Annotated in this window: 6 protein-coding genes, 1 tRNA gene and 2 rRNA genes (1 of these 9 running past the window's edge); 6 read left to right on the top strand and 3 right to left on the bottom strand. The window is 54.7% G+C overall.

All coding sequences use genetic code 11. From position 1 onward, the window contains the following. The first annotated feature begins 103 nt into the window (after window positions 1–103). The 3 genes from CHN51_RS01500 (at window position 104) to CHN51_RS01490 (ending at window position 3,401) form a co-directional block, all read left to right on the top strand. Window positions 104–2,918: ribosomal RNA gene (locus CHN51_RS01500) — 23S ribosomal RNA — on the top strand. Window positions 2,919–3,078: 160 nt separating this feature from the next. Continuing rightward, window positions 3,079–3,193, top strand: a 5S ribosomal RNA gene (gene rrf / locus CHN51_RS01495). Window positions 3,194–3,324: 131 nt separating this feature from the next. Further along, window positions 3,325–3,401: transfer RNA gene (locus CHN51_RS01490), tRNA-Met, on the top strand. A 156-nt stretch (window positions 3,402–3,557) separates the two neighbouring features. Here the strand turns inward: CHN51_RS01490 and CHN51_RS01485 are convergent. After that, window positions 3,558–5,015, bottom strand: a complete 1,458-nt coding sequence (locus CHN51_RS01485; protein ID WP_100095361.1) for an alpha-L-fucosidase — start codon at window positions 5,013–5,015, stop codon at window positions 3,558–3,560. A gap of 586 nt (window positions 5,016–5,601) precedes the next feature. On the opposite strand from CHN51_RS01485, the gene CHN51_RS01480 reads away from it, so the two are divergent. Together CHN51_RS01480 and CHN51_RS01475 are read left to right on the top strand one after the other, a co-directional pair. After that, entirely contained in the window at window positions 5,602–8,142 is a 2,541-nt protein-coding gene (locus tag CHN51_RS01480; protein ID WP_164088942.1) for a TonB-dependent receptor, read from the top strand. A gap of 10 nt (window positions 8,143–8,152) precedes the next feature. Further along, window positions 8,153–9,589 carry an MFS transporter gene (locus tag CHN51_RS01475; RefSeq protein ID WP_100092432.1) on the top strand — a complete coding sequence of 479 codons (1,437 nt, stop codon included), beginning with the start codon at window positions 8,153–8,155 and terminating at the stop codon, window positions 9,587–9,589. 17 nt (window positions 9,590–9,606) lie between these two features. On the opposite strand, the gene CHN51_RS01470 is transcribed toward CHN51_RS01475, so the two are convergent. After that, entirely contained in the window at window positions 9,607–10,266 is a 660-nt protein-coding gene (locus CHN51_RS01470; protein WP_100092431.1) for a TetR/AcrR family transcriptional regulator, read from the bottom strand. Between the two features lie 102 nt (window positions 10,267–10,368). Between CHN51_RS01470 and CHN51_RS01465 the strand changes: the two genes are divergently transcribed. Next, window positions 10,369–11,319, top strand: coding sequence for a Coq4 family protein (locus CHN51_RS01465; RefSeq protein ID WP_100092430.1), 951 nt, complete (start codon window positions 10,369–10,371; stop codon window positions 11,317–11,319). 48 nt (window positions 11,320–11,367) lie between these two features. On the opposite strand, the gene CHN51_RS01460 is transcribed toward CHN51_RS01465, so the two are convergent. Then, on the bottom strand, window positions 11,368–12,500 hold the 3' portion of the coding sequence (locus tag CHN51_RS01460; protein ID WP_100092429.1) for an oxygenase MpaB family protein. The gene runs 211 nt beyond the window's last position; 1,133 of the gene's 1,344 nt are visible here — the last part of the coding sequence; its start codon lies beyond the right edge, outside the window — the gene reads right to left on this strand; the stop codon is at window positions 11,368–11,370.

Below are 12,500 nucleotides of genomic sequence, written 5' to 3'. Positions count from 1 at the left end.
GTCCGCATCATACAGGCAAGGCCGAATTGGTCATCTGAAGCGCTTTTTTATGCAAGGAGCGTGGGAGGATTGTTCCAATCTTGTTGTTGGTGGTGTGGATTCTCAAGCGTGAGGTAAGAGCATTTGGTGGATGCCTTGGCACATACAGGCGATGAAGGACGTGGCACGCTGCGATAAGCGTTGGGGAGATGTGAGCAATCTTTGATCCAGCGATTTCCGAATGGGGGAACCCATCCTCACCATTTACTTTTGTTTTGAAGGACTTCAGGTTTTCCTGGGGTCTGACAAGGTGAGAGTAAATGGGGAAGGATATTACCGAGTTGAATAAAATAGACTTGGTGAAGCGAACCCGGCGAACTGAAACATCTCAGTAACCGGAGGAAAAGACATCAACCGAGATTCCGTTAGTAGTGGCGAGCGAACGCGGACCAGGCCAGTGCCTGATTGTAAATTAGCAGAACATTCTGGAAAGTTTGACCATAGTGGGTGACAGTCCCGTATGCGAAAATGATCAATCAGGACTCGAGTAGGGCGGAACACGTGAAATTCTGTCTGAACATGGGGGGACCACCCTCCAAGCCTAAATACTCGTATGTGACCGATAGTGAACAAGTACCGTGAGGGAAAGGTGAAAAGCACCCCGATTAGGGGAGTGAAATAGTACCTGAAACCGAATGCTTACAAGCAGTGGGAGCCCCCTTGTGGGGTGACCGCGTACCTCTTGCATAATGGGTCAGTGACTTAATCTATCTAGCAAGCTTAAGCCGTTAGGTGTAGGCGCAGCGAAAGCGAGTCTGAATAGGGCGACTGAGTTAGATGGATTAGACCCGAAACCCGGCGATCTAGGCATGACCAGGTTGAAGGTGCGGTAACACGCACTGGAGGACCGAACCATTTAATGTTGAAAAATTATTGGATGAGTTGTGTTTAGGGGTGAAAGGCCAATCAAGCCGGGAAATAGCTGGTTCTCCGCGAAAACTATTGAGGTAGTGCCTCGGATGTTTTCCTATGGGGGTAGAGCACTGGATGGGCTAGGGGGTCGCGAGACCTACCAAACCTAACCAAACTCCGAATACCATAGAGACAAGTCCGGGAGACAGACGGCGGGTGCTAAGGTCCGTCGTCAAAAGGGAAACAGCCCTAACCTACAGCTAAGGTCCCCAAGTCATATCTAAGTGGGAAAGCATGTGGGAATCCCAAAACAACCAGGAGGTTGGCTTAGAAGCAGCCATCCTTTAAAGAAAGCGTAACAGCTCACTGGTCTAAATAAGGGTTCCTGCGGCGAAGATGTAACGGGGCTAAAGATATGCACCGAAGCTTAGGGTTCAGAATTTATTCTGAGCGGTAGCGGAGCGTTCCGTAAGCGGATGAAGCCGAAGGGTAACCGACGGTGGACGTATCGGAAGTGCGAATGCTGACATGAGTAGCGACAAACAGTGTGAGATGCACTGTCGCCGAAAGCCCAAGGGTTCCTGCTTAAAGCTAATCTGAGCAGGGTGAGTCGGCCCCTAAGACGAGCCCGAAGGGGGTAGTCGATGGGAACACGGTTAATATTCCGTGACCTGGTGGAATGTGACGGATCTCGTGTGTTGTCTGATCTTATTGGATTGATCAGGCTTCGAAGAGGTTCCAGGAAATAGCTCCACCATATAGACCGTACCCTAAACCGACACAGGTGGGCAGGTAGAGTATACCAAGGCGCTTGAGAGAAGTATCCTGAAGGAACTCGGCAAATTACCTCCGTAACTTCGGGAGAAGGAGGCCCTGTCAGAAGGCAACTTTTGGCAGGGGGCACAAGCTGGGGGGTAGCGACTGTTTAGCAAAAACACAGGACTCTGCTAAGTCGGCTTCAAGACGACGTATAGGGTCTGACGCCTGCCCGGTGCTCGAAGGTTAAGAGGAGGAGTGCAAGCTCTGAATTGAAGCCCGAGTAAACGGCGGCCGTAACTATAACGGTCCTAAGGTAGCGAAATTCCTTGTCGGGTAAGTTCCGACCTGCACGAATGGCGTAACGACTTCCCCACTGTCTCCAGGATATGCTCAGCGAAATTGAATTCTCCGTGAAGATGCGGAGTACCCGCGGTTAGACGGAAAGACCCCGTGCACCTTTACTGCAGCTTCAGAGTGGCATTAGGAAAGAATTGTGTAGAATAGGTGGGAGGCTTTGAAACTTGGGCGCCAGTCCGAGTGGAGCCATAATGTGAAATACCACCCTATTGTTTTCTGGTGTCTAACCTAGATCCGTTATCCGGATCAGGGACCCTCTGTGGCGGGTAGTTTGACTGGGGCGGTCGCCTCCTAAAGAGTAACGGAGGCGCGCGATGGTTGGCTCAGGACGGTTGGAAACCGTCTGTTAGAGTGCAATGGCATAAGCCAGCCTGACTGCGAGACTGACAAGTCGAGCAGAGACGAAAGTCGGTCATAGTGATCCGGTGGTCCCTCGTGGAAGGGCCATCGCTCAACGGATAAAAGGTACGCCGGGGATAACAGGCTGATGATTCCCAAGAGCTCATATCGACGGAATCGTTTGGCACCTCGATGTCGGCTCATCACATCCTGGGGCTGGAGCAGGTCCCAAGGGTTTGGCTGTTCGCCAATTAAAGTGGTACGTGAGCTGGGTTCAGAACGTCGCGAGACAGTTTGGTCCCTATCTGCCGTGGGCGTCGATAATTGAGAGGAGTTGACCCTAGTACGAGAGGACCGGGTTGAACATACCTCTGGTGTACCAGTCATGCCGCCAGGCGTGCTGCTGGGTAGCTATGTATGGACGGGATAACCGCTGAAAGCATCTAAGCGGGAAGCCTCCCTCGAGATAAGTTATCATAGAGTCGTGGAAGACCACCACGTTGATAGGCTGGGTGTGGAAGTGCGGTAACGCATGAAGCTAACCAGTCCTAATTACTCAATTCGCGCTTGTAGAATCCCGCCATCAACAACAATGTTGGAAACAGCATGTTGCCTGATGAACGGACAATTAGGCTCGGCCCATGGTCAATATGCACGGCATCAAAAACCGTGCATCATCTTGCCACATCGATTAAAAGACCCGTGATTACAGCTTATGCGCCTGCTTCATTGCTTGGTGGCCATAGCGCCTGTGCCCCACCCGATCCCATCTCGAACTCGGCCGTGAAACCAGGTTGCGCCGATGGTACTTTGTCTCAAGGCATGGAAGAGTAGGACGTCGCCAGGCATTGCAGCAGGCGCATGAACAGTAGTCACGAGGAAATAACCCATTCACCTTTTCAAAAGCGGCCTGTCCCTCATAGGGCCGGCCGCTTTTTTACTTTCTGGTCCGCCCCACAAGGCCTCCAGACACGTTGGCGCGGGATGGAGCAGTCCGGTAGCTCGTCAGGCTCATAACCTGAAGGTCGTAGGTTCAAATCCTACTCCCGCAACCAACCAAAATATACAAACTATCCAATTCCAGCCTCGCTCGAAACAGCGAGGCTTTCCTGCGTCTGGAGAAAGCCCGTCATAACCTGCTGCGAGTTGGGAAGTTCCAGACACAATCTAGCCAAGCATCCACCATGGCGACCTTCCGGTGTTCAGCAGCCTCACGTTCCGGCTAGCGCTACCGATACCGCGGTGCCGATCGGATCAGAGCTGGGGCTCACGAAGGTCAGTAGAAGATCCTGTCCCTGCACCTCCAAGGTCACCGGGCTGCCATCGGCAAGGCGGGAAGCTGGACCGGAGATGATCAGGTCTTTCACCCGTAATCGTCTGGACGCGATCGGACCCTTGAAAATCAGGTTCAACCGTCCCGGCGAGGCGGTAAAGCGGACGGCCTGGCCGTCCTCGGTCTCTCCATCCGAGCGAGTCCACGGCTGCGTGCCATAAATTGCATCGCCATTGGCTCGCAACCATGTGCCAAATTGTTTCAGTCGCTTCAATTGTTCGTCCGGGATGGTCGCATCAGTGCCGCGGGGGCCGACATTGAGCAAAAGATTGCCATTGCGCGATACGGCATCGATGAAATCATGGATGAGTGTTTCGGCGCTGTCATAATCAGCATCCGTATCGTTGCGGTTGAAGCCGAATGAATGACTCATCCCGCGCGTTGCTTCCCATTTTTTTATCTGGATTTCGGCGAAGGCTGCATATTCGGGCGTACGAAAGTCACTGTGTGGGACGGGTGGCGGGATGATGCCCTCCGATTCCTCGCCAGTACGTTTGCCCAAGGACGCCTTTATTTTGCGATCAATGAGTTTCCGGACCAACGGGATTTTCAGCAACGCTCGTGGAACGCTTGCCGCCACCCAGCGGTCGTTGACCACACCATCCGGCACGGCCGAATAATAATCGGCAAATAGCTGGAAGAGCGATTTGGAGCGGGTTGGCCATGATATGTCATTCCAGAGCACCGAGGGTTCATATTTCTCGATCAATTCGCGAACCTGGGCCATAGCATAGGCCGGATAGTCGCCGCCGGGTGTCGACGAAATGAAGTCGCCAAGCGTGCGCATCGGCCGACGATTGAAGGTCCAGTCGATCCCTCCCGAATAATAGACCCCGAACCGCATCCCGGCTGCGCGCACGGCCGTCGCCAGTTCGCCGACAATATCACGGCTTGTGCTCCAGTTCTCTTGGTGCGGGTTGGCAATATCGGACGGCCAAAGCGAAAGTCCGTCATGATGTTTCGTCACGAGCACGACATAGCGGGCGCCTGCATCGCGAAAAGCCTCCGTCCAAGCCGAGGGATCCCACTGCTTCAGTCCCTCTTCGAATGGTTGTTTGAAATCCGTATAAGGGGCGTCGCCATAATTCGCCTTGTGGAACTCAGCCGAGGGCGTGCCCGCAACTTTGGTCGCGTTCCAGTACCACTCAGTATAGGGCACCATCGCAACCGCCCGGTCATAGTCTTTGACAAAGGCTTCGCCAATCGAGCCGAGGCGCGGTGCAAAGCCGGGAATAGCGAAAGCCCCCCAATGGATGAAGATTCCGAACTTGGCGTCATTATACCAGTCAGGAACATCGCGTTTGGAGAGTTCTTTAAGGGTGGAAGACGCGCTCATTTGAAAGTCCCCCATATTGCCATCAGAGAATTCCGTTCCCGCGCGAGAGGAGACCCGTCGCTTCTTCTCAGCAACATATTTGGCCAATTCGCCAGGCACAATTGTCGAGCCATTATTTTCCTCCCCATTTCTGCCTCCATCTTCGTGGTGGCTTAAACGTTGTCGGCGTCACGAGACACGCCGAGGCACTTAATTCTATTGGCATAGAAAAATCGATAAGACAATTATTATGTAAATTGAATTTGAAACACAGGCGGCCTCTTCGATGAAGGGATTTGCGTTTCTACGAGGTTGCGATCTCGCCCGATTTACAGAGAGCCGACAATGCCGATCCGGGAGCACCAATGCCGGGGCCGCCTGATTTTAGGCAGCAGTAGGTACGGAATATCTGGCTGTATTCCGTCAAGTTCATCATTATCTGTACCGATAATTATATGATTATAGACTAATATATAAATCTCCTATAACATCCGATTCAGGAGATGCGAAAAAGGCATCCCGGATACTAATGAAGTGAGACCCGTATAAGCGGGATCACTGTTCTAATTATCGACCAGCTGATGGCTGGCGAGGGGAGAGGATGGGTATGCGAAATATTTCATGGATGCTTGCGAGTGTCGCATTTGTAGTGACACCGGCTGCGGCTCAAACTCAGGATTCCGCGCCGGCGGAAGATCAGTCATCTAGCGCGAAAGGTGATAGCGGCCTTGTCGAAATTGTTGTCACCGCCGAAAAGCGCAGTGTCAATCTTCAGGACGTAGCCTTGCCGATATCGGCCTATACGTCCGATGTCCGGCAAATCGCCGGCATTGATACGCTGCAGGATTTTGCGAATTTCACGCCGGGCCTCAGCTACTCAGCGAGTAACGACCGTGTTTTCATCCGCGGCATTGGCCGCCAGACAAATACCAATGGCAGCGATCCGGGAGTCTCCACATATACGGATGGAATATATGATTCCTCGACCGCCTCGATTGCCGCATCGGACTTTTTTATCGAACGCGTTGAAGTGTTGCGCGGCCCGCAAGGCACGCTTTACGGACGAAATTCAATTGGCGGCGCCATCAATGCGATCTCCAGACGACCTACGGAAGAACTGAATGCGGATCTACGCGCGAGGATTGGCAATTACGGCCTCTATAGTCTGGAGGCTTCTGCCTCGGGAGAGGTCGCGAAAGGACTTCGGGCACGGTTTGCGGGTGCATATCAGAACCAGGAGCGCGGTTATTTCAAAAATGATGCTGGCAAGGGCAGTGAAGGGGGGCGGGGCGACCGCCGGTATCTTGAACTGCAACTGGAAGCCGATCTCGGACCGGATGTCGTTGGCTGGGTCAAATTGTCGACAGAAAGTTCGGATCTCAAGCCCCGCACAATCAACCGTATCGGCGGCTATGATTTCGCGCCTTATCCCTTCGGAGCGATCACCCCGGGGGCTGCCTTCGGCTATTTGACCCCGGGCGTCGTGACGCTGAACCCGAATCCCCAGCCGCCAGGGGCGAACGATATCAGGCATTTCAGTGCCGACACGACCCAGACACAGCGGGTGCGTGACAATTTCAGTGCGACCGGCGACATAACATGGACATTGCCAACGTTCGATGTTCGGCTGCTTGGCGGCTATCAGCAATATCGTGCCGAAAATATCTATGAACTCGATGATACCAGCGTGATTTCCTATACATTTCCGCTCGCTGCCGGTGGAGGGATTTGCGCGTTCATTCCCGGCTGTGGACCGTTGACGGTATTTCCGTCGTCACAAGTTGACCTGGATACCGACAAGTCTTTTGGCAGCGGCGAACTCAACCTGACGTCGAACACCAACGGACCGCTGCAATGGGTCGCCGGTTTATATTATTATCAGGAGACTCTGACTCAGGAAACGCACTTCCGCGCACCCGATCAGCTGCAATTGCAGACGCCAGCCAATGGTCCGGCCAACCCGTCCAGCGATTTCGTATATGCCGCTTCGACGCTGACCACCAAGTCGATGGCTGTGTTCGGCCAGATCGACTACCAGATCTCCGACGCGTTCAAAGTGACAGGTGGGTTGCGCTATACCCGTGACAAGAAAAGCGGCGATGAATCTTTCCGCATCCTCTGCTTTGGCTGCGGCGGTTTTTCGCCCGATCAATATGGTAGCGCGACACCAGCGCTCGATATCACCGCGTCGCAAATTTCTACAGCCGCCGCGCCGGGCGTGGTTTCTGCTGTCGCGATTGACCCGGCGACCGGTATCGCCAGTCGCGGACTGTCGAACAGTTGGGATGCTGTAACCGGCACTATCGCAGCCCAATGGCAACCGACAGAAGATGAATTGGCCTTCCTGCGCTACAGCCGGGGATATAAATCGGGCGGGTTCAATGCGGGGGGTATCTCGGCGCTGCCACAAACGGGGGCGGAGCATGTCAATGCTTACGAGATAGGATATAAACGAACACTCGGCGCGAGACTTCGGGTCAATCTGGCTGGCTTCTACTACGACTATAAGGGGCTTCAGGTGCCACTGACGGTATCGCAGCCGGGGGGCGCGCAGCTCACCGAGTTCTTCAATCTCGACAGTTCGAAAAGCTACGGAGCGGAAGCCGAACTGGCCTGGCAGCCGACCGATGCTCTGCAATTGGGGTTCAATTACGGTTTTGGCCATTCGCGCGTCGAGAGCGGATGCTGTTTTGTCGATGGAGAGGATCCCTTGGCTATCCAGCCGGGAGCTCAGCCTTCCGGCGCTGTTGTGGCAGGGCAGCAACCGCAAAGTGTCGACGGCGCGCGACTGCCCAACGCTCCGCGGCACAAGGTTGCCGTGAACGCTGTCTATAACATCGACTTCGATCCGGGTACGCTATCCTTGTCGGGCAATTATGTCTGGCGCAGTGCGGCCTATAGCAACATCTTCAACCGCGAATATAACCGTATGCCATCCTATGATCAGGTGGACCTCCGCGCGGTCTGGACCGAACGCAACGACCGGTTTCGGGTTATCGCATATGTGAAGAATGTTTTTGACAGTCTGGGCTATGATGGCGCTACGGGCGATCTTCTGGCTTCCTCGCCGACGCTGGAGGTGGCGCAGTCCTATTCGCTTACGCCGCCCCGGACTTTCGGTGTCCAGTTTGAAATTCGTTTCCGTTAGGTAGCGGCGGATGTCGCAATCCGGATCGGTGGCCGACGGTCAGCTGTCGTTTAAAACACGGCTTCTCTATGGCTCGGGTACCATAGCGTTTGGCGTCAAGGATCAGGGCTTCAATGCTCTGCTGATGCTATTCTACAATCAGGTGATCGGCCTGCCGGCCGCCTGGGTTGGATCGGCGATCATGATTGCGATGATCGCGGACGCGCTATTCGATCCCTTGCTCGGGCAATATTCTGACAATTTCCGCTCCCGCCTGGGGCGGCGGCACCCTTTCATGTATGCAGCGGCTTTGCCGATCGGAATTTTCTACCTACTGCTCTGGTCCCCGCCCGACGCTTCAAATGCTGTGCAATTTGCATGGCTGGTAATGACCGCGATTTTCGTGCGCTTCTCTATCAGCCTCTACGAGATTCCCTCGACGGCTTTGCTCGCCGAGTTCACCAGCGACTATGATGAGCGGACAAAACTTGTCGCCGCGCGCTTCTTCTTCGGAGTGTGCGGCGGCCTTGGCATGACAATCGTGACATTCGGCTATTTTCTGCAGCCGACGCCAGCGCAACCGGTCGGCCATCTGAACGCCGGGGGCTATGGGGTCTATGCGTGGGTAGCGGCAGCCATCATGATGGTGTCGGTCCTGATATCGTCCTTTGGCACGCAAAAAGAAGTGTTGAAGCGCCCGGCTCCGCCACCGCGCGTGGCGATATCGACATCACAAATGCTGAAGGAAATGCTCGGTATATTGGTGCACCCTTCTTATGTTTCGGTCCTTCTCGCCAGCTTGTTTTTCGCCATTGCCTCCGGGATTAACATGGCTCTTCAAATATATTTCTCGACCTATTTCTGGGAATTGAGCGCAAGCCAGATCGCCATGGTCGCTTCTACCAGCACCGTCGGCATATTCTTGGCCTTCGTCGTGGTCCTGCCTCTGTCCGCGCGCTTTGGCAAAAAACTGTCTGCGTTGATGATGTTCAGCTTGGCGCTGATTTCCAATGTAACGCCCTTGCTATTGCGGCTGGCCGACCTTTTTCCGGCCAATGGCGAACCGATGCTATTATATCTGTTAATGGGCCAGTTCGCTTTCACGATCATGACAACCATCGCGGGCGGAATTCTGGCCGTATCGATGATCGCGGATGTGACTGACCAGATCCAGCTGGAGACCGGGCACCGGTCCGAGGGGCTGCTCTTTTCGGCATCAACGATGGTCAACAAAGCGGTTTCGGGCATGGGGATTCTGCTGGCGGGTCTGTTGCTCGCATTCGTCAATTTCCCCGACAAAGCACAACCCGGACTTGTCAGTGGTGACGTTCTGCAAAGGCTGGCCGGTATCTATATCGGCACGACGGCGCTAGCGACGGTGCTCGCGATCGTCTGCCTCGCTTATTATCCGATCAACCGGCTGCGTCATATCGAGAATATCCGGCAGCTGAGCGAGAAAACGCTCTGATAATGCTGTTTCTGTCGTCAAACCGGATCGGCTGAGTCGGCGGCATCGCTTTTTGTCAACGGCAAGCCGTTTGCGAGTACGGCTTCGGCAGCATCGAGCAGCCGCTCGTTCTCCGCGACAAGATCGCCGGCTCGACCGCTTTCGATCCAGCTGTCGAACGCCATACGGCCGCCCGCGACCAGCATAGCAGCGGCCATTTGCGCGCGACGATCCTCCAGAGGGTCTATCCCGAGCTCGTCAGCAATATAATCCGTCAGCAAAGATACCTGCAGGCGCTGATGATCAAACCAAACGGGTAGGAGATCGGGTTCACCGGCTATGGCTCGTCCAAGATTAATCTGTCCATCGCCGTCGCGCTCATAAGCATGGGCAATTCGAGCGACCTGGTTCCGCCAGAATGTCAGGACCGGTACCCCCTGTTCGCGCTGCGTCTTGATTACGGTCTCAAACCGTGTGCCGGCTGAAACCGCGATCTCTGCCGCAAGTTTGCGCTTGGACGAAAAATGCGTGAACAGCGTGGTTATATGGATGTCGGCAGCCTCGGAAATTGCCGCCATTGTCGCGTCGGCATAGCCGTGGGTTACGAACAGGCGCCGAGCGGCATCGACAATACGTTGGCGGGTGCGCGCTTTTGTCGCGGTGCGCCTGGGGAAACTGGTTTTGGCTGGTTCTGACATGGGCCCACTATAGCCTATAAAAAGCGAAGTGCCAGTTCTAACTTGATCATTCTATCTTTATAGTGTTATCTCCAAAAAAACAATTTTTGGAGGGTGATCGCGATGATGGATCTGGCAATGCGGAATGAATTCGAAACGTGGGTCGAGACGGGGCGGCCGCCGCTTGATGAGCAACCGGTATTGGGAATAGCTGCGCTGATGACGACCGCGGCATTTGTCGATCCGGTCGCCCAGGTACCGATCTTTGACGCTATTGCGGCGGCAACTTTGGCCAGCAACGACGGCGCCCAACGCGCCGCTCAAATCACCGAGGCATTGCCATGGGTAAAAGAGGGGAAACCCCGTATAGCCTTGCCACGGCCATTGTGGGACGGGTTCTGGAATATTGTCCAGGCACCGCCATCAGCGACCGAAGGCGAGCTGGATTTGACATTGCAAGTTGTGGCGCTGGGTGATCTTTATGACGATCGGATGTTGGATCGCTGCGAGGAGGCGCTGCTGGAATTCGAAGGGGTGCACGATTTGATTGCGCAACCGGAAGTCCGACTGACCACCGCCGATCTGGAAAAACACCCAGCGGATACTCTTGCAACGGAATTGCTGACGATGTTGAATTCCAACGGCTATGATATCGAGGTAATTGACGCCGATAACGTCGTTTTAGCGGGAGACTATCCAGCGCAAAACAGGACCAACCGGCGTATCCTTCAGCTTCACGACGTCTGGCACTTGGTGGGTGGATATGGGTTTACCGCAGCTGGCGAAGTCGCCATCTCCGGCTTTCAAATGGCGCAGTTCGGGCAGAATTATTCGACGCGCTTTTTAGCGACTGTGGTAACCAAAGTTGCGAATCATACGCCTGAGGTGATGGATTTGTTGCTGGGCGTTACTTTTGATGGCTGGCGTCATGGCCGAGCCACCAAACAATTGATTGCGGAACCGTGGCATGAGCACATCGCTGATCCGATTAGCAAAATTCGTTCGGATATGGGGATCGATCCGATCGATAGCAGCGCGGTGCGGATGATGGACGCGCTTATGCCAGCCGGTTAATTGCCGACCATTGGGATGATTGAATGAAAGAAGCCGCCCGGCTGCGGATCAATCCGCGGCCGCCGGTTTGGCAGACGGACGATATTGTCTCGCATCGGTTGTAAATTCGGCATGACCATAGTCGGCGAGCTGGGCCCGAAGCTTCGCGACCAGTCGGCGATCGGCGATCTCGCGCAAGCCGGGAATATGTGCGGCGAGCGCATATAGCCGCATTCTGGCATAAATGAATATGCCGGCAATGGCGGCCAGCGCGATATCCCCCGCTTTCAGGTCCACGCCGATCGAAGCGGCTTTCTCCTTGTCGTTGCCCATGAAGCTTTTGACGAAAAACAGCTTCGCAAAAGCGCGTTCGAACGTTTCGTGGGTGCGCGCGCGCAACGAATTATTCGGCCGTAAATCTGCAGCCATGGTTGCCCGCAACAATTCCCCGCATGTTTCATCATCATATCCGCTGAGCAAGGTCCCGCTACGCGCGTTCATGAGGTCTACGATCCCCTGGGGCGTATCGGCGAGCAGATCTTCGGGAAGGCCGAGGAGGAAGCATCGATAGCGCGCCAGTTCCACCTTCGCACGTTCCGAGTCCGTGAATTGTTCCCGTCCCTCCGCGATCATTTTATAGGATAAAAGAAAGATCGCAATGAGCCCGGCAGGCATCTGGTCGACTTGTGGAATGGGGATTCCGTAAACGCTGACATCCCATTCACCGGGGCGGCGCAAGACGTTTGCACGTACCATCGAATGCATCAATCGCACCATGGCCGCCGCTTTGAAGCCAGGGCCAAAGCGCTCGAGCGCGCCTGGCAGCAGAGAAGTGGTGAAGAAAGTCGCGGTATCCTTGACCCGTCTGGCGGCCGTCTGGGTCGTTAATGTGCCCGTGATCGCCATCGGCAACGCAGCATATTTATTCATGAAGGTTGCGATGAATGCGCCGCGGATGATGAATGGGCCGAAATTTGCGGCTGAATTGCGATCTATACGTGCGCCTTTCTCGACGAGTTTCATGTCGACCCAGTCGGGCGTTCGCTCCATCTCGCGGATCAAATCGACCAGTTCGGGCGGCGCGTCCGGCACATTTTCCACGCCCTGGTCGCAGGCCAGGGCCAACATGTCGACCAAGGTGCGAAAACTATAATCGCGCATCAGGCTTGCATAGGCGTCGGCGGCCGCATCCCCGGTCATCG

The sequence above is a fragment of the Sphingorhabdus sp. YGSMI21 genome (genome assembly GCF_002776575.1).
Taxonomy (GTDB): Bacteria; Pseudomonadota; Alphaproteobacteria; order Sphingomonadales; family Sphingomonadaceae; genus Parasphingorhabdus.
Note: the sequence above shows the minus strand (reverse complement) of the source record. Positions and strands in the feature narration are given on the sequence as shown.